At 60.8% G+C, this 25,187-nt stretch carries 26 protein-coding genes; 12 read left to right on the forward strand and 14 right to left on the reverse strand.

Features of this window, described 5'->3' with window-relative positions:
- From odhB to lpdA, 3 genes are all read left to right on the forward strand, one after another.
- On the forward strand, positions 1 to 756 hold a 756-nt coding region (gene odhB / locus VR71_RS04920), incomplete at its 5' end, for a 2-oxoglutarate dehydrogenase complex dihydrolipoyllysine-residue succinyltransferase (protein ID WP_045681745.1).
- 77 nt (positions 757 to 833) lie between these two features.
- Positions 834 to 1,229 carry an MAPEG family protein gene (locus tag VR71_RS04925; protein ID WP_045681747.1) on the forward strand — a complete coding sequence of 132 codons (396 nt, stop codon included), beginning with the start codon at positions 834 to 836 and terminating at the stop codon, positions 1,227 to 1,229.
- Between the two features lie 142 nt (positions 1,230 to 1,371).
- Positions 1,372 to 2,760 carry a dihydrolipoyl dehydrogenase gene (lpdA, locus tag VR71_RS04930; protein ID WP_045681749.1) on the forward strand — a complete coding sequence of 463 codons (1,389 nt, stop codon included), beginning with the start codon at positions 1,372 to 1,374 and terminating at the stop codon, positions 2,758 to 2,760.
- A gap of 755 nt (positions 2,761 to 3,515) precedes the next feature.
- Here lpdA and VR71_RS24650 read toward each other — a convergent pair.
- The 4 genes from VR71_RS24650 to VR71_RS04955 all read right to left on the reverse strand — a co-directional run bounded on the left by VR71_RS24650 (position 3,516) and on the right by VR71_RS04955 (position 6,955).
- Positions 3,516 to 4,544: a sterol desaturase family protein gene (locus VR71_RS24650; protein ID WP_009816300.1), complete on the reverse strand. Its 1,029-nt coding sequence runs from the start codon at positions 4,542 to 4,544 to the stop codon at positions 3,516 to 3,518.
- Between the two features lie 97 nt (positions 4,545 to 4,641).
- On the reverse strand, positions 4,642 to 5,379 hold the full coding sequence (locus tag VR71_RS04945; protein WP_009816299.1) for a 1-acyl-sn-glycerol-3-phosphate acyltransferase: 738 nt from the start codon (positions 5,377 to 5,379) through the stop codon (positions 4,642 to 4,644).
- Positions 5,376 to 6,281, reverse strand: a complete 906-nt coding sequence (locus VR71_RS04950; protein WP_045681757.1) for an ABC transporter permease — start codon at positions 6,279 to 6,281, stop codon at positions 5,376 to 5,378. Before VR71_RS04950 ends, VR71_RS04945 begins: the two co-directional genes overlap by 4 nt.
- Positions 6,278 to 6,955, reverse strand: a complete 678-nt coding sequence (locus VR71_RS04955; RefSeq protein ID WP_040651058.1) for a cell division ATP-binding protein FtsE — start codon at positions 6,953 to 6,955, stop codon at positions 6,278 to 6,280. The genes VR71_RS04950 and VR71_RS04955 overlap by 4 nt, the downstream gene beginning before the upstream one ends.
- A gap of 162 nt (positions 6,956 to 7,117) precedes the next feature.
- Between VR71_RS04955 and VR71_RS04960 the strand changes: the two genes are divergently transcribed.
- The 5 genes from VR71_RS04960 to VR71_RS04980 all read left to right on the forward strand — a co-directional run bounded on the left by VR71_RS04960 (position 7,118) and on the right by VR71_RS04980 (position 11,719).
- Positions 7,118 to 7,996, forward strand: coding sequence for a zinc-ribbon domain-containing protein (locus tag VR71_RS04960; RefSeq protein WP_045681758.1), 879 nt, complete (start codon positions 7,118 to 7,120; stop codon positions 7,994 to 7,996).
- 98 nt (positions 7,997 to 8,094) lie between these two features.
- Positions 8,095 to 8,796, forward strand: a complete 702-nt coding sequence (rpe, locus tag VR71_RS04965; RefSeq protein ID WP_009816295.1) for a ribulose-phosphate 3-epimerase — start codon at positions 8,095 to 8,097, stop codon at positions 8,794 to 8,796.
- Entirely contained in the window at positions 8,793 to 9,449 is a 657-nt protein-coding gene (gph, locus tag VR71_RS04970; protein ID WP_009816294.1) for a phosphoglycolate phosphatase, read from the forward strand. The genes rpe and gph overlap by 4 nt, the downstream gene beginning before the upstream one ends.
- A 27-nt stretch (positions 9,450 to 9,476) precedes the next feature.
- On the forward strand, positions 9,477 to 10,439 hold the full coding sequence (locus VR71_RS04975) for a nitronate monooxygenase (protein ID WP_045681760.1): 963 nt from the start codon (positions 9,477 to 9,479) through the stop codon (positions 10,437 to 10,439).
- Positions 10,439 to 11,719 (forward strand): acetylornithine deacetylase/succinyl-diaminopimelate desuccinylase family protein, encoded by a 1,281-nt coding sequence (locus VR71_RS04980; RefSeq protein WP_045681762.1) that lies wholly within the window; start codon positions 10,439 to 10,441, stop codon positions 11,717 to 11,719. The genes VR71_RS04975 and VR71_RS04980 overlap by 1 nt, the downstream gene beginning before the upstream one ends.
- Before the next feature lie 80 nt (positions 11,720 to 11,799).
- Here the strand turns inward: VR71_RS04980 and panC are convergent, their stop codons facing one another.
- Together panC and panB are read right to left on the reverse strand one after the other, a co-directional pair.
- Complete coding sequence (gene panC, locus VR71_RS04985) at positions 11,800 to 12,648, reverse strand: pantoate--beta-alanine ligase (RefSeq protein ID WP_045681764.1); 849 nt, start codon at positions 12,646 to 12,648, stop codon at positions 11,800 to 11,802.
- Entirely contained in the window at positions 12,645 to 13,472 is an 828-nt protein-coding gene (gene panB, locus VR71_RS04990; RefSeq protein WP_045681766.1) for a 3-methyl-2-oxobutanoate hydroxymethyltransferase, read from the reverse strand. The genes panC and panB overlap by 4 nt, the downstream gene beginning before the upstream one ends.
- A gap of 194 nt (positions 13,473 to 13,666) precedes the next feature.
- On the opposite strand from panB, the gene VR71_RS04995 reads away from it, so the two are divergent.
- The gene (locus VR71_RS04995) at positions 13,667 to 16,174 is read left to right on the forward strand and encodes an FAD-dependent oxidoreductase (RefSeq protein ID WP_045681767.1); all 2,508 of its coding nucleotides are present in this window, start codon (positions 13,667 to 13,669) and stop codon (positions 16,172 to 16,174) included.
- 30 nt (positions 16,175 to 16,204) lie between these two features.
- On the opposite strand, the gene VR71_RS05000 is transcribed toward VR71_RS04995, so the two are convergent.
- From VR71_RS05000 to VR71_RS05020, 5 genes are all read right to left on the reverse strand, one after another.
- Positions 16,205 to 16,966: a GH25 family lysozyme gene (locus VR71_RS05000; protein WP_296429881.1), complete on the reverse strand. Its 762-nt coding sequence runs from the start codon at positions 16,964 to 16,966 to the stop codon at positions 16,205 to 16,207.
- A gap of 61 nt (positions 16,967 to 17,027) precedes the next feature.
- Entirely contained in the window at positions 17,028 to 17,636 is a 609-nt protein-coding gene (locus VR71_RS05005; RefSeq protein ID WP_045681928.1) for a DUF937 domain-containing protein, read from the reverse strand.
- A 106-nt stretch (positions 17,637 to 17,742) separates the two neighbouring features.
- On the reverse strand, positions 17,743 to 18,081 hold the full coding sequence (locus VR71_RS05010; protein ID WP_040651054.1) for a carboxymuconolactone decarboxylase family protein: 339 nt from the start codon (positions 18,079 to 18,081) through the stop codon (positions 17,743 to 17,745).
- A 70-nt stretch (positions 18,082 to 18,151) separates the two neighbouring features.
- Positions 18,152 to 18,808, reverse strand: coding sequence for a DUF938 domain-containing protein (locus VR71_RS05015; protein WP_045681769.1), 657 nt, complete (start codon positions 18,806 to 18,808; stop codon positions 18,152 to 18,154).
- 4 nt (positions 18,809 to 18,812) lie between these two features.
- Positions 18,813 to 19,748 (reverse strand): aldo/keto reductase, encoded by a 936-nt coding sequence (locus VR71_RS05020; RefSeq protein WP_045681930.1) that lies wholly within the window; start codon positions 19,746 to 19,748, stop codon positions 18,813 to 18,815.
- Positions 19,749 to 19,861: 113 nt separating this feature from the next.
- Between VR71_RS05020 and VR71_RS05025 the strand changes: the two genes are divergently transcribed.
- Genes VR71_RS05025 through VR71_RS05035 form a run of 3 tightly spaced genes read left to right on the forward strand, consistent with a single transcriptional unit; the run spans position 19,862 to position 21,917 of the window.
- The gene (locus tag VR71_RS05025) at positions 19,862 to 20,524 is read left to right on the forward strand and encodes a phosphatidylserine decarboxylase (protein ID WP_009816282.1); all 663 of its coding nucleotides are present in this window, start codon (positions 19,862 to 19,864) and stop codon (positions 20,522 to 20,524) included.
- On the forward strand, positions 20,521 to 21,276 hold the full coding sequence (locus tag VR71_RS05030; RefSeq protein ID WP_009816281.1) for a phosphatidylcholine/phosphatidylserine synthase: 756 nt from the start codon (positions 20,521 to 20,523) through the stop codon (positions 21,274 to 21,276). The genes VR71_RS05025 and VR71_RS05030 overlap by 4 nt, the downstream gene beginning before the upstream one ends.
- A 20-nt stretch (positions 21,277 to 21,296) precedes the next feature.
- Complete coding sequence (locus VR71_RS05035) at positions 21,297 to 21,917, forward strand: class I SAM-dependent methyltransferase (RefSeq protein WP_045681771.1); 621 nt, start codon at positions 21,297 to 21,299, stop codon at positions 21,915 to 21,917.
- A 67-nt stretch (positions 21,918 to 21,984) separates the two neighbouring features.
- On the opposite strand, the gene VR71_RS05040 is transcribed toward VR71_RS05035, so the two are convergent.
- Genes VR71_RS05040 through VR71_RS05050 form a run of 3 tightly spaced genes read right to left on the reverse strand, consistent with a single transcriptional unit; the run spans position 21,985 to position 25,109 of the window.
- The gene (locus VR71_RS05040; protein WP_009816279.1) at positions 21,985 to 23,058 is read right to left on the reverse strand and encodes a BMP family ABC transporter substrate-binding protein; all 1,074 of its coding nucleotides are present in this window, start codon (positions 23,056 to 23,058) and stop codon (positions 21,985 to 21,987) included.
- Positions 23,059 to 23,106: 48 nt separating this feature from the next.
- Positions 23,107 to 24,027: an ABC transporter permease gene (locus VR71_RS05045; protein ID WP_040651049.1), complete on the reverse strand. Its 921-nt coding sequence runs from the start codon at positions 24,025 to 24,027 to the stop codon at positions 23,107 to 23,109.
- On the reverse strand, positions 24,027 to 25,109 hold the full coding sequence (locus tag VR71_RS05050) for an ABC transporter permease (protein ID WP_045681772.1): 1,083 nt from the start codon (positions 25,107 to 25,109) through the stop codon (positions 24,027 to 24,029). Before VR71_RS05050 ends, VR71_RS05045 begins: the two co-directional genes overlap by 1 nt.
- Positions 25,110 to 25,187 lie beyond the last annotated feature (78 nt).

Genomic DNA, 25,187 nt, shown 5'->3' on the forward strand with positions numbered 1-25,187 from the left:
GCCGCTGCCGCCGCCCCGGCCCAAGCGCCGCGTGCCCCCGCCCCAGCCGAAGATGTGGCCCGCGAAGAGCGCGTCAAGATGACCCGCCTGCGCCAGACCATCGCCCGCCGCCTGAAGGACAGCCAGAACACCGCCGCCATGCTCACCACCTATAATGAGGTGGACATGACCGAGGTGATGGCGCTGCGCAACCAGTACAAGGACGAGTTCTACAAGAAGCACGGCGTCCGCCTTGGCTTCATGTCCTTCTTTACCAAGGCCTGCGTGCATGCCCTGAAAGAAGTGCCCGAGGTCAATGCCGAGATTGACGGCACCGACATCATCTACAAGAACTTCGTGCATATGGGTGTCGCGGCCGGCACGCCCACCGGCCTTGTCGTGCCGGTGATCCGTGACGTGGATGCCATGGGCTTTGCCGCCATCGAAAAGGCCATCGCCGAAAAAGGCGCGCGCGCCCGTGATAGCAAGCTCAGCATGGCGGAAATGCAGGGCGGCACCTTCACCATCTCGAATGGCGGTGTCTATGGCTCGCTGATGTCCTCGCCCATCCTCAACCCGCCGCAATCGGGTATTCTGGGCATGCACAAAATCCAGGATCGTCCCATGGCGATCAACGGTCAGGTGGTGATCCGCCCGATGATGTATCTGGCGCTCAGCTACGATCACCGGATTGTGGATGGCAAGGGTGCTGTCACATTCCTCGTGCGCGTCAAAGAGGCGCTCGAAGACCCGCGCCGCTTGCTGATGGATCTCTGAACCGGTGCGCCCTGAGGGCGCACCCTACCCCCCGTAGGGTGCGCATTCATTGCGCACCTCATGGCAAGAGGCTCTGAATGACACCCGAACTCACAGCCCTCACTCTCGCCGCGCTCCTGCAAGCGGTGCAATTCGTACTCTACGCCATCCCGGCCAATCTCGAGCTTGGGCCGGGCTATACCATGTCCGCGCGGGACCGCGAATCTTCCCGCCAACTCTCGCCCAAAACCGCCCGGCTTGGCCGTGCGCTTTCCAATCATTTCGAGGGGCTGATCCTCTTTACGATTGCGGTCGTGGTCGTCACGCTCGGTGCGCAATCGAGCCCGCTTACCGCCGCTTGCGCCTATACCTATCTCGCCGCGCGGGTTGCCTATATCCCGGCCTATTATTTTGGCCTGCGCCCCTGGCGCTCACTCATTTGGGCGGTGGGGTTTGGGGCCACACTCCTGATGCTGCTGGCGGGTCTCGTATGATGTTTCATCTGGCTCAAAATACCTCGGGGGAGGCGCGGACAGCGCGACGGGGGCAGCGCCCCCTCTCTGCCCCGCCCGCACCGACGCAATACCGATAGAATACCGACGCGGCCCCGCCGCGAGAAACGAAAGGATCTGACCCATGGCCTCTTACGACGTAATCATCATCGGCGCCGGCCCCGGCGGCTATGTCTGCGCTATCCGCTGCGCGCAACTGGGGCTGAAAACCGCCGTCGTCGAGGGGCGCGCCACCTTGGGCGGCACCTGTCTCAACGTGGGCTGTATCCCCTCCAAGGCGCTCTTGCATGCGAGCCACATGCTGCACGAGGCAGAGCATAATTTTGCCGCCATGGGCCTCAAGGGCAAAAGCCCTTCGGTCGATTGGAAACAGATGCTGGCCTATAAGGATGACGTGATCGGCCAGAACACCAAGGGCATCGAATTCCTGTTCAAAAAGAACAAGGTGGACTGGATCAAGGGCTGGGGCTCGATTCCGCAAGCGGGCCAAGTCAAGGTCGGCGACGACATCCACGAGACCAAGCACATCGTCATCGCCTCCGGCTCTGTGCCCGCGTCCCTGCCCGGTGTCGAGGTGGATGAAAAGATCGTCGTCACCTCCACCGGCGCGCTGGAACTGGGCAAGATCCCCAAATCGCTGGTGGTGATCGGGGCCGGAGTCATTGGCCTTGAGATGGGCTCGGTCTATGGCCGTCTGGGGGCCGAGGTGACGGTGGTCGAATATCTCGACGCCATCACCCCCGGCATGGATGGCGAGGTACAAAAAACCTTCCAGAGAATTCTGAAGAAACAAGGGCTTAACTTCATCATGGGTGCCGCCGTGCAATCCGTCGAGACGCTCAAAACCAAGGCCAAAGTCAACTACAAACTGCGCAAGGACGACAGTGAGCATCAGCTTGATGCCGATACCGTGCTGCTCGCCACCGGGCGCAAACCCTATACCGAGGGCCTAGGTCTGGCTGATTTGGGCGTTGAGATAACCAAGCGCGGGCAGATCGCCACGGACGCCCATTGGCAGACCTCGGTCAAGGGCATTTACGCCATAGGCGACGCCATCGAAGGCCCGATGTTGGCCCACAAGGCCGAGGACGAGGGCATGGCCGTGGCCGAGGTGTTGGCGGGCAAGCATGGGCATGTGAATTACGGCGTCATCCCTGGCGTGATCTACACTCACCCCGAGGTCGCCAATGTCGGCGAAACCGAAGAAAGCCTGAAAGAGCAAGGGCGTGCCTATAAGGTTGGCAAATTCTCCTTTATGGGCAATGGCCGCGCCAAGGCGGTTTTTGCCGGTGATGGTTTTGTGAAAATCCTCGCCGACAAGGAAACAGACCGCATCCTTGGGGCGCATATCATCGGGCCGGCGGCGGGCGATCTCATCCACGAGATTTGCGTGGCGATGGAGTTTGGTGCCTCGGCGCAGGATCTGGCCATGACCTGCCACGCGCATCCCACCTATTCCGAGGCGGTGCGCGAGGCGGCGCTTGCTTGTGGTGACGGGGCAATCCACGCGTAAAGGGCCGAGATACGTTGCGCCGCATGCGCCTCCATTGGCAAGCTGTGGTTCTCCGATGAAGGCGGGCCGTCTCGCGTTTATCGTTATCGCTGGGTTTCTCGCGGGGTTGGGCGGCCATATAGCCGTTGATCGTCTGACCTTTGACCGGGCGGACCGCATCGCCGATGTCTTTCAGGCGCTTTGTCTCGGTGCCAATGACACTGACTCTGGCGCTCTCGGACTGCATCCACGCCTAGGCTATGCTGGGGAGTGGGTGGATACACGGTCGCGTACCTTGATAGTCCACAATGGGAGCGGGTGCTCGGTTAATGCCTTTGACGCGCATAACCTGTCGTCGTCCGAGGTCGGTGCCCTTGTTACGCGCATTGAGCGGGTCGTCGCACGGGACTTTCCCGCGCTGACGCTTGAACCCGACACAAACCCGGATGATGCAACTTTGGAACGGTTTTGGATGAGCGGCGACTTCAGAGCGCCGGATAGATGGGGTATCATACTCTAAGCGTTTCTACCGACCTCACCCGACGGATCAACCATGTTGAGATATGCGCCCCCGCTACGCGATGCCAAGGTAGTGGAATGAAAATGCCATACTCACCCCTCGTATCGGTGATCATCCCGGCCTTTCGGGCGGGCAGCACAATGCCCGCCTCCGTCACGGGTGAGGGACAGGGATATGACGGCCTGCCCGATCCAGGGCTCACCTCAAAGCATGACATGGCCCCAATCCGTTACGACGCGCCACGCGGCCCAAAGTCTCATTCCGCGGGCGATATCGTTCTTTTCGGCTTTTTCGGCTTGCATAGACGCCGGATTACGTTCCGAAACGGTACCAGATAAAGCTTTGCGCAGCTGTTCAATTCCTCTGGATTCATGCCGGCCACCCCGAAGCGCACATCCCGGTTATCCTCAGGCAGTTCATAGGTATTGAAGATCACGTCCCAAACCGGGAACATGAAAGCGAAGTTCTTGTCGATGTGATCCGGATGACAACTGTGATGCACATGGTGGTGCGCCGGAGAGGGAAATACCTTCGACCAGATGCCGGGCCAGCGCAGCCAGATATGCGAGTGCCGCAGGTTGTAACCCATGACGTTGAACAGAAACATCAGAAACGGTACGCCAAGCACCGACGGCATGCTCGGCAGATATCCCAGAAGCTGAGCAGCGGCCCCCATGAAAATGCCGTTCCAGGCCCCTAGACTGACTAGATAGACAAGGTTGTCGATGGGATGCTCACGAAAATTCGACATCGGATGCATCACTTCGGAGCTGTGATGGACCTTGTGAAACTCCCACAGGATCGGACTCTTGTGCTGAAGATAGTGGATCGTATAGGCGATGAGATCGGACAGGACGAAAAACCCGACCATATAGCCAAAAGCAATGATGTAGGCCCCCGGCCCGGATCGGAGATCACCAATGCGCGCCGTCTCGGCAAGGTTCTCCCCGCCGGTCACCAACGCATAGGCCCATGCGGAACTTCCCGCCATGACGCCGAACAGCAGGAAATGACCAATGAGCTTGTGAAAGAAGAAGTACCGCACGTCCAGCCAAGCTGACGGGTGCGACCAGACGCGCTTGGGCACGAGAAAGCTCACGAAAGACGAGACATCCTCCGCGTCATCATGCCTGCGCCAAGCGTGGGCCTTGTAGACGACATAGGCAAAGCCGATCGCAGTCAGGAGATAGAGCGCGAAGAGCCGTTCACCCGGCGACCAGAAGAAAGCCAGAAAATGAAGCAGATAGTTTACGTATAGCGCCAAAAGATCCGTCAGATATCCCATATACCTCAACCCTGCATTCCGATGTCATGAGGGACCGTCGCAGCAGGATGCGCGTTTTATGTGAACAAATTGTGGAAATCTGCGGGCTGCGCTCTGCTCAGACGGCATCCAGATCAAACCCTGCCTCACGCATCAGCGCGTTTGAAGCGCCTTCAATCTCATGCTCGAGCTGTTCCATGAAAACATTTCGGTCCAGGCCCGTTTCGATTGGTGCCAAAAACTCCACGACCGCCAGCCCCGGTTTGCGATAGATCCCCCGCTTGGGCCAGAACACGCCGACATTGGTGGCGGCAGGCACGCAGGGCACCCCCATTTGTTCATAAAGGACACCGGTTCCTATCTTGTAGGGCACCTTGGTTCCGGGGGCGACACGGGTGCCTTGGGCATAGATGATCAACTGCCCGGGGGTTTGCGCGCCGCGCGCCACGTCCTCGACCATTTTCTTGATAGCCGCCCCACGCTTGCCGCGATCAACTGGAACACACCCGATCCGCATTCCATAGAGACCGATCACCGGGGTCCACAAAATTTCGCGCTTCATGATGAAACGCCCGGTCGGCAATTCGCTGAAAATCAGCAGAATATCGAGAAAGGATTGGTGCTTGGCAGCGATCAGAACCTGCCCGTCGGGTGGCGTGCCGCGCACCTCGGTCCGCAGCCCCACCATCCAGCAGGCCGTCCAGCGCACCCAATGGCAATAGGCCTTGCACCCGGCCAGAGCCCCTTTTCGGCTGAAAATCGCGGCGGGCATGTAGAGTAACCCAAAGACAGGCAGCATCAGATACATCTGCGCGATAAAGACAAGAGAGCGCAGCCATTGAACGGCATATCTCATGGTAGTTCCTTCAAGCTGCGGTGTGCTGCAAGGCGCGTTGCCGCGAACGCGACTCCCGCCGCCAGTGGCGGAATGATCAGCGGCCAGATCCAGTGCCATCCTTGGAAACCAAGACCGGTAAGAAAACCGCCTTCAATCTGTGCCCGAGGCAAAAGCAAAATTGCACCGCATCCCAGAACCACTCCGACGCAGGCGCCTCCAAGTGCTCGCAACGTAAATCGTCGCACGAAAGCCCGCGCGATATAGACATCCTGTGCGCCCACCAGCCGCAGCACACTGATCACTTGCGAATTGGCCGCTAATGCGGCGTTTGCGGCTAGGGTGATCATCGCTCCAACGGCCCCGCCAATAAGGATCATCGAGATCCAGCCCAAAAGCCTGAGCCGGCTGGCAGCGCGCACCAGAGGTTGCCGCCAACGCGTATGATCATCCAACATGGCGCCAGGCACTTCTGCGCTGAGGCGTAGACGCAGGCCGTCAGCATCAAATCCGTCCCCAGTCTCGATCACCTCGATCAACCTCGGAATCGGCAAATCCTCAATCGGCAAATCAGGACCAAACCACGGTGCCAACAGAGCCGCTTGTTCTTCGTCAGTCAGGGCGCGAGCCCGCTCCACACCAACGGTCGTCTCGAGCAAACGTAGAGCGGCTGCCGTCTGCGCGTCCATCTGACCTTCAGGAGCAGAGATGCGCACCGTAGCCGTGCGCGCCAATTCATTTCCCCAGCGATCCGCCAAACGGCCTGTCGCCAATGACAACGCCAATGCGAAGACCGCGAGAAATGCCATCACCGCCGCGCTAAAGAGCGTAAGCCAAGCCGTGAACCCGGTGGGCGGCACCACTCTGTCAGATTGACGATCTGTTAGCAGGAATGCGGTCACTTGCGAAAAATCAAGCTTCACAGATCCGCTCCTGCGAGTTGCAACTTGCGCGATGCGATCCGCAGGACCCGTGCCTGCACATGTGTCTTGGCAGCACGGATGAGGGCCAGATCATGGGTCGCAATGAGGATTGTCTTTCCCATCCGGTTCAGTTCGATCAACAGGCGCAAGAGGCGCTGCGACATTTCCCAGTCAACATTGCCCGTAGGCTCGTCTGCCAGTACCACATCCGGTGACATGATCACCGCACGAGCCAAGGCTGCGCGCTGTCGCTCGCCGCCCGAGAGCTCAGGTGGCAGAGCATTCGCCCGCTCCTTGAGACCGACCCAGCCGGTCAACTCGCGCAGATTGGCATCCTCAGCCAAAAGATCGCGCCCCGACACAGCCAAGGGCAAAGCGATGTTTTCTGACACGGTGAGATGATCGAGAAACTGGCAATCCTGATGCACCACGCCGATCCGCCGCCGCACCATGGCGATATCGTCGCGCTCCATCTCGCGACGTTCCTGACCAAACAAACGTACCTGCCCTGCTGTTGGAACCAAGGCCCCATAACATAATTTGAGCAGTGTCGTCTTGCCCGATCCCGACGGCCCCGTCAGGAAATGAAATGATCCGGGGCTGAGCGACAGCGACACGTCCGCCAGCAACTCGCCACCCCCATAGCTATAGGCCACGTTCTCCAGCTCAATCACCGCTGCCCCCTTGTCACTCTCAGCCCCTAAATGCCCCAGAGGCCACACATGTGCAATGATCCTGCACGTGATTCGCTTTGTCCTTTTCCGAAAGCCCAGAACGGCCTATGGTGACGCGCAATGATAGGGGCCGGACAACGGCAGCAAGAAGCAGGTGGCAGAATGAGGCTGATTTGCCCAAATTGCGGAGCACAGTATGAGGTGCCCGACGAGGTGATCCCGACGAGCGGTCGAGATGTGCAATGTTCCAATTGCGGCGACACCTGGTTTCAGCATCATCGGTCGCACACGCCAGTTGCATCCAGTGCTGACGACTTGGGCCCCTCGCCCCTAGAAGAGGATGTGGCTCCGACTGCCCCGCTGTCCGAGAAACTAGATGAAGACGAGCATCCAGACGACTATTATGACGAAGACGATATTTCGCGGGATGAACCAGACTCAGGTGGCGCGCATCCCGTGCGGCGCGGCGTGGATCCTGCGGTCGCCGATATCCTGCGACAGGAGGCCGAGCGCGAGCGACAGGTCAGATCATCGGCAGGTGGGATCGAGACACAGCCTGACCTAGGCTTGTCAGATCCCGAAATTTCCGAAGACGAGCGTACACGACAAGCACGCGCCCGAATGGAACGTTTGCGCGGAGCTTCAGGTGCCTCGCCCTCACCCGAGATCGAGAAACAGGATACACATGCGAGCATTGACCCGTCCTCACGCCGCAATCTGCTGCCAGATATCGAAGAGATAAATTCGTCTCTCACCTCCTCGGGGGACAGATCTGATGCGCCTATGATGCCGATCCCCGACGAGATTGAACTACCAGTCCGAAGCGGTGGGTTTCGTAGCGGCTTTCGCCTTGCGATCATAACATTCGCGCTTGCGGCTTTGGTGTATGTGTTTGCTCCGCGTCTTGCCACCACACTCCCCTCCATGGAGGCCCCTCTTGCGCAATATGTGGATGCGGTGAACATGGCGCGACTGTGGGTGGCATCGGCGGTCAACGCAACGTCCGGTTGGCTCTCCGACATGTCAGCGCCGTCCGGCTAGGACAATCACTTCTCCAGTCGCGACACGCTGGTTCAGGGTCTTGACCTCGACCCTCAGTCGGCGCATGTCCCCTGCATGCACCCCAGAGGAGTTCTGCCATGAGCCTCAATCGTTCGATCAAGATCGCCCCCTCCATCCTCTCGGCGGATTTCGCCAACTTCGGGGCCGAGATCCGCGCCATCGAAGCCGAGGGCTGCGATTGGGTTCATGTCGATGTGATGGACGGGCATTTCGTGCCCAACCTAACCTTTGGCCCGCCGCTCTGCGCCGCCATCCGCCCGCATATCAAGACGGTGATGGACGTGCATCTGATGATCTCCCCGGTCGATCCCTATATCGACGCCTTCGCGCAGGCCGGGGCCGATATCCTGACCGCGCATCTTGAGGCGGGGCCGCATATCCACCGCACCTTGCAGGCCATTCGTGGTGCGGGGTGCAAGGCGGGTCTGGCGCTCAATCCCGGCACAGGGATCGACGCGGTTGACCATCTGCTCGACATGGTGGATCTCATCTGCGTGATGACGGTGAACCCCGGCTTTGGCGGGCAGAAGTTCATTCACAGCCAGATCGACAAGGTCAAGCGGCTGCGCGCTATGATCGGCGACCGGCCCATCCATATTGAAATCGACGGCGGCATCACCACGGAAACCGCCCCGCTGATGGCGGCGGCCGGGGCGGATGTGCTGGTGGCGGGATCTGCGGTCTTCAAGGGCGGCAGTGTCGACAATCCCGCCGTCTACGGCGAGAATATCCGCGCGATCCGTCGCGCAGCAGAGGCGGCAACCGGTGCCATGGCATGAGCCGTGCGGTCGTTTTCGACCTTGACGGCACATTGATCGACAGCGCGCCGGACATCCACGCCGCCGCCAACCGATTGATGGTGCAGAATGGGTTTGATCCCTTCGCACCCGAAGAAACACGAAGCTTCATAGGCAGCGGGGTGCCGCATTTCATCAGCTGCTGCCTGACGGCGCGTGGGCGGGCGGGGGATGGCGCGTTGCGCGCCCGCCTGATCGAGGACTTCATCGCCGATTATGAAACCGCCGTGACCTTGACCACGGTCTATCCGGGTGTGATGGGCGCGCTCGACGGGCTGGCCGGGGCCGATCTGGCGCTTGGTCTCTGCACCAACAAGCCCGAGGGTCCGGCCCATTCGATCCTCGCACATCTGGGGCTGGCCGGGTATTTCCCGGTGATCATCGGCGGCGACAGCCTGACCTTGCGGAAACCTGACCCGGCGCCGCTTCAGGCCACGGCCGCAGCGCTTGGTGCGCGGGATGTGGTTTTTGTCGGCGACAGCGAGGTCGATGCCGAAACGGCGGCGCGGGCGGGCGTGCCCTTTGTTCTCTACACGGAGGGCTATCGCAAGGGACCGATCGAGCAGATCGCCCATGACCGGGCCTTTTCCGATTTCGCCGACCTGCAGGAGCTGATCACTGACCTCTTGTCCTGAGGGGACTTGCACGGGCATACTAGTCCCATGCGAACCCGTTTGACCACGGCCCTAGGCCTGACCCATCCCATTCTCTGCGCGCCGATGGCCTTTGCTGCCGGGGGGCGGCTGGCGGCGGCTGTGACCCATGCGGGGGGGCTGGGCCTGATTGGCGGGGGCTACGGAAATGCCGACTGGCTGGACGGGGCCTTTACCGAGGCCGGGAATGCGCGAGTGGGCTGCGGTTTCATCACCTGGAAAATGGCTGAAAACCCTGCGGTTCTGGATCAGGTTCTGGCGCGCGAACCGGCGGCGCTCTGCCTTTCATTTGGCGATCCGACCCCGTTTGCGCCAAGGATTGCCGACGCCGGCGTGCCGCTCATCTGTCAGGTTCAGACCCTGCGTGATGCGCAGCGCGCTACGGAGTGCGGCGCGCAGATCATCGTGGCGCAGGGGTCCGAGGCGGGTGGCCATGGCGAGCGGCGCGGCACGATCACGCTGGTGCCCGAGGTGGCAGATTGGCTTGCTGGTCGCGCGCCCGAGGTGCTCTTGCTTGCGGCAGGGGGCATTGCTGATGGGCGGGGATTGGCCGCCGCTCTCATGCTGGGGGCTGATGGCGTGCTCATCGGCTCGCGCCTCTGGGCTTCGGCTGAGGCGCAGGTATCCGAGGCCATGACCGAGGCGGCGATTTCGGCGACCGGGGATCAGACGATCCGCTCGACGGTGATGGATGCGGCGCGCAATCTACGTTGGCCCGCGCGGTATACGGCGCGCGTGCTGCGCAATGCGGTGACGGATCGTTGGCATGACGATCCCGATGGTTTGCGCGAGAATATTGCTGCCCGGGCCGATTGGGCAGAGGGCTGGACCACAGGTGACCCCGAGAGCGCCAACACGTTTGTTGGCGAAGCGACGGGGTTGATCCATGACCGCCCGCCGGTCGCCGACATCATCACGCGCATGGTCGAAGAGGCAGAGGCGTTGCTCCGGCGCGCGCCGGGCTGGGCCTGATGGCGTTGGTTGACCGCCTGCACGCTGAAATATTGGCGCGGCGCGACGATCTGATCGCGCTCACGCAGGACCTGATCCGCATTCCCACGCTAAATCCCCCCGGCGAGAATTACCGCGAGATTTGCGACTATCTCGACCGCCGCCTGCGTGCGGCAGGGTTCGCGACAGAGCTGATCCGCGCCCAAGGCGCGCCGGGCGACAGCGGCCGGCATCCGCGCTGGAATATCGTGGCGCGGCGCGAAGGTGCGCGCCCCGGCCCTTGCGTGCATTTCAACAGCCATATCGACGTGGTCGAGGTGGGTCACGGGTGGAGCGTCGACCCCTTTGGCGGGATCGTGATCGACGGCAAAATCTATGGGCGTGGTGCCTGCGACATGAAGGGGGGGCTCGCGGCGAGTATCATCGCGGCAGAGGCGTTCATCGCCACCTGTCCCGATTACGCCGGAGCGATCGAGATCAGCGGCACGGCGGACGAGGAATCAGGCGGCTTTGGCGGCGTGGCCTATCTGGCAGAGCGCGGCTATTTCAGCCCCGGACGGGTGGATCACGTCATCATCCCCGAACCTTTGGGCAAGGATCGCATTTGCCTCGGGCATCGCGGCGTCTGGTGGGCCGAGATCGAGACCCACGGCGAGATTGCGCATGGTTCCATGCCCTTTCTGGGCGATTGCGCGGTGCGTCATATGGGGGCGGTGATCGCGCGGATGGAAGAGCATCTCTTCCCGGCATTAGCCGCGCGGCGCACCGAGATGCCTGTGGTTCCGGAAGGCGCGCGGCACTCCACGCTCAACATCAATTCCATTCATGGCGGCGAGCGAGAACAGGCGGCCGATTATACCGGCCTGCCCTCGCCCTGCGTGCCGGATCGCTGCCGGATGGTGATTGACCGGCGGTTTCTGATCGAAGAAAACATTGATGCGGTCGAGACAGAAATCCGCAACCTGCTGGAAACCCTGCGCACCGGCAGACAGGGGTTCGACTACACGATCCGCGAATTGCACCGCGTCCTGCCCACCATGACCGACCGCGATGCGCCGGTGGTGGGGGCGGTGGCGCGGGCAGTGGCTCAGGTGTTTGGCCATGCCGCGGATTACGTGGTCAGCCCCGGCACCTATGACCAGAAACATATCGACCGGATCGGACGGCTGAAGAATTGCATCGCCTATGGTCCCGGCATCCTCGATCTGGCGCATAAGCCGGATGAATATGTGGGAATCGAGGATATGGATCAGTCCGCGCTGGTGATGGCGCTTGCGCTTGTGGAGCTGCTGGGGCCGTGAATTCAATGTTCTGCAAATACTCAACACGTGCGCAGGCCGCAGGCACAGGAATTTGAGTATTTATGGAATGATGAAGCCGCTCAGCTGCCGATTGCAATATTGTCGATCAGGCGCACCCCCGCGAGCCAAGCGGCGGCGAAGAGCCTGGCGGGGCGTGTGGGGGCCGCTAAGGCCGACAGATCGTCTTGGGCCCGCAGGTCCAGATAATCGACCCCGGTAAAACCCGCTCGGTCCAGCCGCGCTATTGCCTCGGCCTGTAACCCGTCAAACTCCGACCCCGCGCGCAGCCCTTCGACGATCTGCTCCATCACCTCATGCAGCACGGGCGCCGTGGTGCGGGCGCGGTCCGACAAAAGCAGGTTGCGCGAGGCCATGGCCAGACCGTCAATCTCGCGGATCGTCGGGCAGCCATGTACGGTGATTGGAATATCCAGATCCGCCGCCATCCGGCGCACGACCATCAGTTGCTGATAGTCCTTTTCGCCAAAAAAGGCGTCGGTGGCCGCTGTCTGGGTAAAGAGCTTGGTCACGACCGTGGCCATTCCGTCAAAATGTCCGGGGCGATAGACGCCCTCCATCACATCGGTGAGACCGGCCACCGAAACCGTGGTGGCGAAATGCGCCGGATACATCTGATCGCCCGCCGGCACCCAGAGGGCATCCACCGCGAAGCGCTCCAGCTTGCGTGCGTCCTCGGTCTCAGTCCTTGGGTAGTTCTTGAGGTCTTCGGGATTGTTGAACTGCTTGGGATTGACAAAGATGGTCACCAGCACCCGGTCGCAGCGCGCCTTGGCCGCCGCCACCAACGACAGATGCCCGTCATGCAGCGCGCCCATGGTGGGCACCACGCCAATCGTCTCGCCCGCAAGAATCCAAGGCCGGGTGGCCGCACGCAATGCGCCAACGTCGCGCAGAATGGGCGCGCTCATCCGCGAGGAGCCTTGTCGGCAAAGGTATGTTCGGGCGCGGGGAATGTCCGTGCGCGCACCTCGGCGGCATAGGCCGCGATGGCGGCCTCGCCCTCTGCGCCCAAACTTGCATAGCGCTTGACGAATTTCGGTTTGAACGCGGTGAAAAGCCCCAGCATGTCATCGACCACGAGGATTTGCCCGTCACAGCCCACCGAGGCGCCGATGCCGATGGTCGGAATGGGGATTTCGGCGGTGATGCGGTCGGCGAGCGTGGCTGTGACCTTTTCCAGCACCACCGAAAAAGCCCCCGCCGCGCTGACGGCGCGGGCATCGGCCAAGAGCGTCTCGGCGGCATCGCCGCGCCCCTGAACCTTATACCCGCCAAGCGTGTTGATGGATTGCGGCGTGAGGCCAATATGCGCCATCACCGGCACGCCGCGCGCCACGAGAAAGGCGATGGTGTCGGCCATGTGCCGCCCACCCTCAAGCTTGACCGCCGCAGCACCCGTCTCTCGCAGGATACGAGCCGCGTTGCGAAAGGCCTGCTCCGGGCTTTCCTCGTAAGAGCCGAAGGGCATGTCGATCACCAGCATGGCGTGGCTGAGGCCGCGCGCGACCGCCTGACCGTGCAGGATCATTATCTCCATCGTCACACCGAGGGTCGAGGGCAGGCCGTGCACCACCATTCCCACGCTGTCGCCCACCAGCACGAAATCGCAATGGTGGTCCATCATGCGCGCCATTGGCGTCGTATAGGCCGTCAGGCTGACGATTGGCGCGCCGCCTTTCATAGCACGGATGTCATCCGGCAGAGGGGCAGTCTTGTTGGCAGTGGCGCTCATAGGCTTAATTCCGGTCATTTCTGCATTGCGGCGCACGCTACCAATCCTTGTCAGAGAAATCCACACCTCTGTTTTCGTATGCGATCCGGCGCGACGTCGCTTTCGTGCGGCGTTGCGTCGGATGGGCAGCGCGCGGATTGGCAGGATTGATAAACATCCGCGCAACTCAAGTCACCCGAAGGGAGTCGCACGTCATGAAAACCCAGGTCAAAGCCCTCGTCGTCGGCGGTGGGGCCGTTGGCACCTCGATTGCCTATCATCTGGCCAAGGCCGGGTGGGAGGATGTCATGCTGCTGGAGCGCGACGAGCTGACCTCTGGTTCGACGTGGCATGCGGCCGGACTGCTGCCTCTCTTCAACATGTCGTTTGCGACCACGCATATTCACAAGTATTCGGTCGATTTCTACAAGACGCTGGAGGCCGAGACCGGGCTCAATGCTGGCTTTGCCGTCGTGGGCAACCTGCGCATGGCGCAGACAGACGAGCGGATGGATGAGTATAGGCTATATGCTTCAACTGCCGAGACCTGCGGCGTTCCCTACGAATGGCTGACACCTGATGAGATCAAGGCGCGGTGGCCGCTGATCAATACCTCTGACCTCAAGGGCGCGCTCTATCACAACACCGACGGCTATATTAACCCCGCCGATGTGACGCAGGCGATGGCCAAGGGCGCGCGCCAGCGGGGCGTGATGATCGAGCGCAAGTGGCAGGCGGATGCGTTTCATTGGACGGGCAGCGCGTGGGAAGTGACCTGCACCAAGATGGTGGAAAAGGGTGGCAATCTGGTGCCGTCGGACGAGCAGATCGTCATCACGGCCGAGCATGTCGTGACCGCAAGCGGCAACCATGCGCAGACCACCGCCAAGAAGCTGGGCATCAAGATCCCGGCAATCCCCGTTGAGCATCAGTTTGTCGTGATGGATCAGGACCCGGCATTGGTCGAATTCCGCAAGAATGGCGGCAAGGAGCATCCTGTGGTGCGCGATGCCGATGCGCAGAGCTATGTGCGCGAAGAGCGCGGCGGCTGGATTCTTGGTGTTTATGAGAAAAACGCCCCCGCCTGTTTTGAGTATGGCGTGCCGGACAGTTTCCGCGCCGACCTGTTCCCGCTAGCACTGGAGCGGATCGAAGAGCAGTATATGGCGATGATCCACCGCATCCCGTCCTGTGAGGAATCGGGGCTCAAGGATGATTTCAACGGCCCGATCTGCTATACGCCCGATGGTAACCCGCTGGTCGGTCCCGCACCGGGGCTGCGCAACATGTGGCTGGCCGAGGGCTTCAGCTTTGGCATCACCGCCGCAGGCGGCACCGGCTATTACCTCGCGCAGTTGATGGTCAATGGCGAGGCCGAGATCGACATGGCGAGCCTTGATCCCAAGCGCTATTCGTCGAACTGGATGACGACCGAGTTTGCCGCGCGCAAGAACGAAGAGTGCTACGATCACGTCTATATCCTGCACCACCCGGATGAAGAGCGCCCGGCCTGTCGCCCGCTGCGCACCGCGCCCGCTTATGACCGGCAAAAGAAGCGCGGCGCGCAATTCGGTTTCGTCAATGGCTGGGAACGTCCCAACTATTACGGGCCTCTCGATGCGCCCGAAAACTTTGACCACGATGCCCGCAGTTTTCGGCGCGGCGGCTGGTGGCAATATGCGGTGGAAGAGGCGCGCGCGATCCGTGAGGGCGTGGGCCTGATCGACGCCACCGCGTTTTCCAAACATATGGTCAAGGGGCCGGGGGCGACCGCCTTCCTTGATTGGTTCACCTGCAACAAACTGCCCAAGGTGGGCCGCATCAACCTGACCTATGCGCTGACTGAGCATGGCACGACGCGTACGGAATACACCATCGTGCGCCTCAAGGAGCATGAATATTACCTCGTCTCTGCCGGGGCTTGGACGGAATACGATGCCGATTACCTGCGCAAATCCGCCGAGGATATGGCGGCAGAATTCGGCTATGTCGAAATTCAGGACGTCACGACGCAATGGGGGGTCTTTGCCATCGCCGGGCCGAAATCGCGCGCGGTGCTCACTGAGGTGATCAAAGATGCCGATCCGGCAACTGCGCTCAGCAACAAGCGTTTCCCGTGGCTCTCGGCGCAGCGAATCGAATTGGGCATGTGCCCGGTCAATGCCATCCGCGTCGCCTATACCGGCGAGTTGGGTTGGGAATTGCATCACCCGATCGAGATGCAGGCCTACCTCTTCGACCTGCTGGAAAAGGCAGGTGAGAGGCACGGAATGAAGCTGGTGGGGGCCCGCGCGCAGAACTGGCTGCGGCAGGAAAAGAGCTATCGCGCCTTTGGCAACGAACTGGGCCGCGACGCCACCCCGCTCGAGGCCGATCTGCCGCGCTTTGTCGATCTGGACAAGGAGTTCCGTGGCAAGGCCCGGATGGTCGAAACCGGCGTGCGCGTGAAGTGCTGCACGCTTCTGATCGACGGGCCGAGCGATGCCGATCCCTGGGGTCGTGAAGTGCTCTATACGCCCGAGGGCGAGCGCGTGGGTCGCCTGACCTCGGGCGGTTATTCTGTGGCCTTCGGGAAATCCATCGGCATGGGCTATGTCAAACCTGAACAGGCGGTTGAGGGCACCAAACTCAAGGTCAAGATGCTCGATCAGCTCTGGGATGCGGTCGTGACCTGCGACAGCCCCTATGACCCGAAGAACGAGACGATCCGCAAGGACAGCTAAGAAAACAAAGGGGGTGCCATCCGGTGCCCCCTATTTCCAATGAGCGCCAAGCCATCTTTGCCAATCTGCGGCCGTTCCGGCAAAGACGTTGATGTCCACACCGCCCTCGACCCCCGGCACAACTCCGCTTCCCGTATATTGCCAAAAGGTCCAGCGCTTTCCGGGATAAACCTTGTCCGGTGTTTGCGCGACTGAACGCAGCCAGAATTCGACACCCTCGAGCTGTCCGATACCCGTCTCACGGTAGAATTCCGGCGTGGTGTAGATGATCGGGCGCTGTCCGAAATGACGCTCCACGATATCCAGGAATATCCGCGCCTGACGCCGCACCTCTGCCCCCGGTGGGCGCACCACGCAGGTCGGCGAAAACGGGTTCCATTCCATGTCAAGCACGGGGGGCAATGCGCGGCCCCGGCGCGGCACATTCTGGATGAACCACTGCGCCTGCACCTCAGGCGGCGTGCAGAAATAATAAAAATGATAGGCTCCGCGCGGAATGCCCTCACGTGCGGCCAACTGCCAGTTACGGTCGAATTGCGCATCCTTGAGATCGCCGCCCTCGGTAGCCTTGATAAAGGCAAAGGCCACCCCGGCCAGAAATACACGCGGCCAATCAATCTCGTTCTGAAAGCGCGCCACGTCGATGCCATGCACAGGAAACGCGGAGGGGCCGCGCGGGCCGAAATCGACCGGCGCATAATCGCCGAACCGCTCGGTTGCAAACGCTGGCAAGGATAGCAGCATCAACACGACTAACGCACGGAACATCGCAATACCTGTTTCTGGCAGCATTCCGATCAGCCTACCGCAAACGGGCCGCCAAGGGCAGCCCGTTCAATCCCAGATGCCCGGTTTAGCGCATAAATTTCCCAAGGATATCGTCCAAGGGCGAACCATCCCCATCTTCATCAAACATTTTCAACAGGTTGGACATATCCGGGCCGCCCGCCTCGCCCTTGGAGGAACCGCCCAACAAGCCGCCGATCATGCCCATGAGGCCCCCACTGGAGGCTTGCCCGCCGCCCGAAAAGGCCTGCATCAACCCGTCAATCTGACTGTCGGGCATCTGCTTTTGCAAGCCGCCCTGTGCCATCGCAGCGAGTGCCGGAAGAAATTGGCTGACCTTTGTCATGTCCACTCCGGCACGTTGCGCCGCCTCTTGCGCCAAGCCTTCGGCCTCTTGCCGCCCGCCCATCAGCTGTTCGAGAAAGGCCATGCCCTGTGCCTGACCTTGCGGGCTTGCTGCGGCCTCAGCGTCCTCGAACATCGGCGCCTGATCCTCGCCGCGCAGGGCATCAAGGACATTCTCAATGCCGCCTTGCTGCGCGCGCTGCTTGGCGGCTGATCCGATGGCTGGGGCCAACATCTGCGTCAACTGGTTCGCCGTGCTTTGATCAAGACCAAGTTGCGCCGCGAGTTGCCCAAGGCCCTGACCGCCCTGCGCCTGCTGTAGTAGTTTCATGATAGACATCGCTCAAACTCCCTGCACTGACTAAACCTGACATTCAGCCAAACATGATTCCTCATCATGACAAAGGGGAAGATTTGGCCGTCTCACTCTCTCATGGTCAGTTTTCCGCCAGTTCATCGAAACAGGCGAGCGCCTTGGCGGCATACATCATCGCAGGACCACCACCCATCTGGATCGACATGGACAGGACGTCGCCCACCTCTTCGCGGGTGGCACCCGTGCGAATGAGCGCCTCCATATGCAGGGCAATACAGGGTTCGCATTTGGTGGCAACTGCGATGCCGAGGGCCACGAATTCCTTGACCTTGAAGTCAAGCGTGCCGCCTTCCTTGACGGCCTTGCCCAACCCGCCAAAGGCGCGGGCCGTGTCGGGAATGAGCGCATTGAGCGCGCGCAATTCTTGCCGGGTGGTGTCGATCTTGTCTGGCCAACTCATTGGCTTGCCTTCCATGCTGGTTTCTGTCCCGGCAGAGACCATGCCGCATCGCCCGTGGCCTTGATTCAGATCAGGCGGGGCGTTCGGAGATCAAGAGGACATTGTTGGCAGGCATCGCGCGGGTGTCGATCAGGATCAATCCCGCCGTGCGCAGCCAGGTCTGGACATCCTCCAGATCCTTGTAGCCGATGGCGAGGTCCTGCGCGATGAGGCTCGCGTGAAATCGGGCGTCGCCCTCGGATGTGGCCTGTCCAGACCGCAGGAACGGTCCGTAGAGGGCAAACCGCCCGCCAGGCGCAAGGGCAAAAGCCACCTCTTGCACCAGTGTTTGCGCCTCTGGTGTCGTGATGAGATGCAACAAGTTTATGAGCACGATCAGGGCGCGGCCACCCTGCCCCGCGCCCCAACCCGGTTTGATCGCATTGAGCGCGATGGAGGCGCGCAGATTGGGTAAGCCAGCGTCCGTCACCCATGCGTCTATGCTTGCACGCCGCTCTGGATCAACCTCGGTCGGTTGCCAGTCGAGACCGGGCATTGCCTGAGCAAAGCCCACGGCATGCTGCCCCGTTCCGCTGGCAATCTCAAGCGCACGACCTGTCAGAGGGGCTATCTCGGCCAGTGCTTGGGTGATTGCTGCTGCGTTACGTTCTGCCGATGGCGCGTGCAACTTGGCCCCGTCGCCGGGATGCGTAACCGAGGCCGTGGGAGGTAAGGTTCGGCGCTCCATCCGCTTAGGCCTCTTCGGTCCGGTCGGTGGCGGGGGGCGGTGCGGGGCTGAGGGCGGCAATACGCGCATAGAGTGCCGCGTCCATCTCGAAATCGAGGGCGGCCAGCGACGGCGCAATCTGGGCGGCAGAGCGGCCGGAAATGATCGGCACTGGGTGAGCCGGGTGCTGCGCCGCCCAAGCCACCGCGAGGGTCGCGGACTCCGTGCCCAACTCTTGCGCAATCTGGCCAAGGGCAAGGGTCGCCTCTTGCATCCAGCCCTGCCCATAGCGGATGGCGTAGCGTTCATTGCCCGTAAGCCGCCCAGTTTCGCCCCGCGCGTATTTACCGGTCAGCAACCCGCCGGCGAGTGGCGAATAGCCCGCCACCACCATCCCCTCGGAGGCGGCCATCGGCAGGATTTCAACCTCGGCCTGCCGTTTCACGAGACTATACATCGGTTGCAGGATCGAGATCGTGAGGTCGAAGCGCGCGGCGATGCAGGCAGCCTTCATCACCTGCCAAGCTGAGAAATTCGACAGGCCGACATGGTCTATCTGACCACGCGCGCGCAACTCGGCAAAGGTTTCCAGCGTTTCCTCCAGCGGTGTATCGGGATCAAAGCGGTGCAGGTAGAGGATCTCGACCTTGTCCATACCAAGACGTTGGCGGGAGATATCGAACTGCGCGAGGATGTTTTCGCGCCCCGCCCCGCCGGAATAGCCGACCTTGGTGGCGATGATCAGCCGGTCGCGATGCGGTACCGCGAACCGACCCAAGAGAGTTTCCGCGGCCCCATCCGTATAAAGATGGGCAGTATCGAAATGCGTGATGCCTGCGTCAAGGCAAACGTCAAACATGGCCCGCGATGCGGCCTCGTCCGCGGCATCGCCGAATTGCATCGTACCAAAGGCAAAGTGGCTGGCCGGGGTTCCATCGGGGGAGGTGATGTGTGTTTTCATACGGCAGAGATTGCCACGCAGATGCGGCAAAGAAAAGCTGTCACCTTGCATGTTGAAGAGTGGGGCCTTAGGCGGGTAAGGATGACTGATATCGCCGCAAGGAGCGCCACCGCATGAAAATGCATGAAACCTTCATCAAGCCGATGCACCCTGAGGGGCGCAAGTTCGTGGCGATCTTTGCGCTCGTCACTCTCGGGCTTTTCATGATCTGGGATGTTCTGGGCTGGATCGGCGCGGGCCTCACCGTCTGGTGCTACTATTTCTTTCGCGACCCCGAGCGCGTGACTCCAGAACGCCCCGGCTTGATCATCAGCCCAGCCGATGGGATTGTGTCCCTGATTGAACCGGCAGTGCCACCCACCGAGTTGGGACTACCTGCCACTCCTCTGACCCGTGTAAGCGTGTTCATGAGCGTCTTCAACTGCCACATCAACCGCGCGCCCGTCGCTGGCAGGGTCAGCGCTGTCGCGTATCGCCCCGGCAAGTTCTTCAACGCCTCGCTCGACAAGGCGAGCGCGGATAACGAACGCAACGGCGTGGTAATCGAGATGGCGGATGGACGGCTCTTGCCTGTGGTACAAATCGCAGGTCTCGTGGCCCGGCGGATTGTCTGTTTCGTAAAGCCCGGCACGCATCTTGGACGCGGGGAACGCTTCGGTCTGATCCGCTTTGGCTCACGTCTTGATGTCTATCTGCCCGAAGGCGTGTCTCCAAGTGTGCGCGTAGGTCAGACCATGGTCGCCGGCGAAACCGTGATCGCGGAGTTGGACAAATGACCCCAGAGCCGGAGCCGAAGGCACGCAAAGAGGTCACTCTGGCGCAACTCCTGCCGAACATGTTGACCGTTGCTGCGATCTGTGCGGGCGTCACGGCTATCCGGTTAGGTGTGCAGGGCGATTATGTGCGCGCGGTGCAGCTTTTGCTTATCGCTGGTGTGCTTGACGGTCTTGATGGTCGTCTCGCACGGCTCTTGCGGAGTTCGAGCGCCATGGGCGCAGAACTCGATTCGTTGGCGGATTTCGTCAATTTCGGCGTCGCCGCGCCGCTGGTGATTTATTATTGGGGTCTACAGGACACTCGTCAAGCGGGCTGGATTGCAGTGCTCTTCTTTGCAGTCTGCTGCGTGATGCGATTGGCGCGGTTTAACGTAAGCTCTAGGGAAGAGGGTGCCAAAGGCGGCTCCGGAGCCTATTTTCAAGGCTTGCCTTCCCCCGCAGGCGCGCTCCTGGCGATGCTGCCGATGTTTGTGACCTTTGCGGTTCCGGGACTACCACACCCTCCGGCTTTAATCGTTGGAATTTACATGGCCGGGGTCGGCCTCTTGATGATCTCGCCAGTACCGGTGTGGTCATTCAAACGGACCAAGATTTCGCGGGAGAATGTTAAATTCTTCCTTCTTGCCTTTGCTTGCGTGGCTGCCGCTCTCGTAATCTTCACTTGGGCTGCGTTGATCGTAATGTGTCTGGCCTATGTCGCAGTCGTAATCTGGGCGGCATTGGTCTGGTATCCCGGTGAAGGCTCTGACTGAAGAATTTGGAAAGGTTAGCAATGGATCTTGACGCGGTACGAAATTCCTACGCCCGATGGGCACCGGTTTATGACGCGACTTTCGGTCGGATAACCCATGCGGGACGTCGTGCCGCAGTGCGCCACATCAATGACCGTGGCGGTCATGTGCTTGAAGTCGGTGTTGGCACTGGTCTTTCCTTAGAGGCTTATGACCGTGCGGTGCGGGTGACTGGCATAGATTACAGCGAGGAAATGTTGCGCAAGGCGCGTGCGCGGGTGGCACGGCATGACCTTAACCATGTGGGCTCTCTGCATCAAATGGATGCGCGAACTCTGGATTTTGCGGACAACACCTTTGACATGGTGGCAGCGATGCATGTGCTTTCGGTCGTGCCTGAGCCTGAGGCAGTCATGTCAGAGATCGCGCGCGTGTTGCGCCCCGGTGGTCAGGTGATCATAACCAACCATTTCAAGCATGAACGCGGCGTGTGGGCAGGTTTGGCACGGGCGGCAGCGCCGCTCGAAAATCTGCTTGGGTGGCATTCGGATTTCGAGATCGAGAGCGTGTTGCAAGATCCGCGCCTTCGCGTGATCGAGCGCCGAGAGTTGCCACCAATGAGCATGATGACGCTCTTGGTCCTAGAGAAACGTTTAAACTGACGCCATACACAGGAAATAGAAGCCCCGCCTAGGCTGGCGGGGCCATGATGTTTTGGGTTTCAGCCACTCAGTTGGGGATCTCGCCAGTCAGCCCTTCGACGTAGAAATCCATGCCGAGCAGTGTGCCATCATCTGCCACAGCACCCTCTGCCAGCCAGACACTGCCATCTTGCTTGTTGAGCGGGCCGCTGAAGGGGTGATAGCTGCCGTCGGCCATGGCAGCCTTGAGCGCCAGCGCCTCTTCCTTCACCTCAGCGGGCACCGCATCGGAAATCTCACCAATGCCGACCATACCCGGCCCGATGCCGTCCCATGTCTGCGTGCTCTCCCAGGTGCCATCCATCACCGCCTGCGTGCGGGCGATGTAATAGGGCGCCCAGTTGTCGATGATCGACGACACGCGCGGGAACGGGGCGTATTCGCTCATGTCCGAGGCCTGCCCGAAGGTCACGACATTGCCCGCCTTTTCGGCGGCGGCCTGTGGGGCGGTGGAATCGGTGTGTTGCAGGATCACATCGGCGCCCTGCTCGATCAGCGCAGTGGCGGCGTCGGCCTCTTTGGCGGGATCAAACCATGTGTAGGCCCAGATGATCTTGAACTCGACATCCGGGTTGACCTTTTTCGCATGGATATAGGCCGAGTTGATACCGCGAATGACCTCGGGGATGGGGTAAGAGGCGATATAGCCCACGATGTTCGACTTGGTCATCTTGCCCGCGATATGGCCCTGCACCGCGCGCCCCTCGTAGAAACGGGCGGAATAGGTCGAGACATTGGGCAGCGTCTTGTAGCCGGTGGCATGCTCGAATTTCACATCCGGGAATTTCTCGGCCACCGCCAGCGTCGGCTCCATAAAGCCAAAGGAGGTGGTAAAGATCAGGTCCGCGCCCTGCAACGCCATCTGCGTGATCGCACGCTCGGCATCGGCACCCTCGGGCACGCTCTCTTGATAGACAGTTTCGACGGCATCGCCGAAATGCGCCTCGACGGCGAGGCGGCCCTTGTCATGCTCATAGGTCCAGCCGCCATCACCGATGGGGCCCACGTAGATAAAGCCGACTTTGGTCTTGTCCTGCGCCACGGCGGCGCTTGCCAGACCAAGCGCCAAGGCGGCAGAGGTCAGTAGATGCGTGAGTTTCATTCGGGGTCTCCCTGTTGTGATTTTTTGGTGTGATCTTTTGGTGTGATCTTATTGCGAGGCGTGAAAGATGCGGCCCAATGAGGCGGGCGCGCGGGATTTGTCTGCCGACATGATGACCAGCACGAGGATGGTGATCAAGTAGGGCGACATGGAAAGATATTCGACCGGAATGGCAAGGCCCGCAGCCTGCAGATTGAGTTGCAGCACTGAAACCCCGCCAAAAAGCCAGGCCCCCAGTAGAACCCGTCCGGCCTTCCAAGAGGCAAAGACCACCAGCGCCAGTGCGATCCAGCCCGCACCAGAGGTCATGCCTTCAGTCCATTGCGGCACACGAACAAGGCTCAGGTAGGCACCCCCAAGCCCGGCGCAAGCCCCGCCAAACAGGATCGCCAGAATACGGATGCGCACCACCTTGTAGCCAAGCGCGTGGGCGGCCTCATGGTTCTCGCCCACCGCGCGCAGGATCAGCCCGGCGCGCGTGTATTTCAAGAGCGCCCAGACCAGAGCCACAAGGGCCAGGGCAAAATAGACCATCAGGTCATGGGAAAAGAGCACCCTGCCGACCAAGGGCAGATCGCTCAGGATGGGCAGGTCGAGCCGCGCGGTTGGTGGTGGCTTTATCCCGACATAGCCTTGCCCAAGCAGGGACGAGAGGCCAAGGCCAAAGAGTGTCAGCGCAAGGCCACTCGCCACCTGATTGGCCAAAGCAAATTGCGTCAAAAGCGCGAAGAGAAGCGCCAGCACGGCCCCCCCTGCGGCGGCTGCGATAAATCCGACAAGCGGCGAGCCTGTATTCACCGCCATTGCAAAACCGCAGATGGCGCCCGTGATCATCATCCCCTCAACCCCAAGGTTGAGCACGCCTGCCCGCTCGACCACCAACTCACCCAAGGCCGCGAGCAGGATCGGGGTAGAAGCGACCATGAGCGAAGCCAGAAGCAGCACCGGATCAATAGAAGACAAGATCATCATGCCACCTCCGGTCGTGAGAGCCGGACGCGAAAATTGGTCAGCACGTCCACCGCCAACAGGAAAAACAGCAGCATCCCTTGAAAGAGTTGGATGGCGGCGGCGGGCAGGCCCATGTTGGATTGCGCCAACTCGCCGCCGATATAGGTCAAGGCCAACAGGGTGCCGGCCAAGAGAATACCTAAAGGGTGCAACCGACCCAGAAAGGCCACGATGATCGCAGTGAACCCATACCCAACGTTGAAATCAATGCTCACTTGACCAGCAGGTCCAGATACCTCGAACATTCCCGCCAATCCTGCCAAAGCGCCCGACGTGCCCAAACAGAACAGGATCAGCCGTGCAGAGCGCACACCCGCGAAACGGGCCGCCTTGGGAGCCTGACCCGCAAGCCGAATATGATAGCCCAAGATGTGACGACTGAGCAGGACATAGGCCAGTATCACCGCGATCATCGCAGCAACAACCCCCCAATGCATGCCTGTGCCGGTGATCAGTTCTGCATTATGGGCGCTCTCATACTGCCGTAAATTGCGTGACCCGGGGAACCCGCGTCCCTCAGGGTTCTTCATCAACCCGAGCGCCATCGCGGCCAGCAATTGCTCTGCTACATAGACCAGCATCAACGAGACAAGGATTTCATTGGTGCCAAATTTCAGCTTGAGAAGGGCCGGAATTGTCCCCCAAACCCAGCCCCCGATCGCGCCCGCGAGCACCATCAGTGGAAAGATTACCCAACTCTCTGTCGGATAGAACGCCAGCCCAACGCCCGCACCTGCGAGTGCGCCTACGATATATTGCCCCTCGGCTCCGATATTCCAAATGCCCGCGCGAAATCCGAGACTGAGGCCAATGGCGATGAGCACCAACGGAGCGCCTTTGATCAGAAGCTGTGGGCGGTAATAGAATGCAAACTCGCCAAAGAGCGGCTGCCAAAAAATTGTTGAGATTGCTTCAACCGGATCTTGCCCCAAAGCTGCAAAGAGCGCACCACCGGCAAGCATGGTGATCACCACCGCCAATATCGGCGTGACCCAGGTCCAGAGCCGCGAGGGCTGCGGGCGCTTTTCGAGCTTCAGCATGTGATCCCTGCTGTGCGTTCGGGCTCACGCAGGTTGAAGAAAGAGGACAAGTCTTGCCCTTTCATCGTTCTGTATACA

This window comes from Roseovarius sp. BRH_c41 (genome assembly GCF_000961715.1).
Classification (GTDB): Bacteria; Pseudomonadota; Alphaproteobacteria; order Rhodobacterales; family Rhodobacteraceae; genus Roseovarius.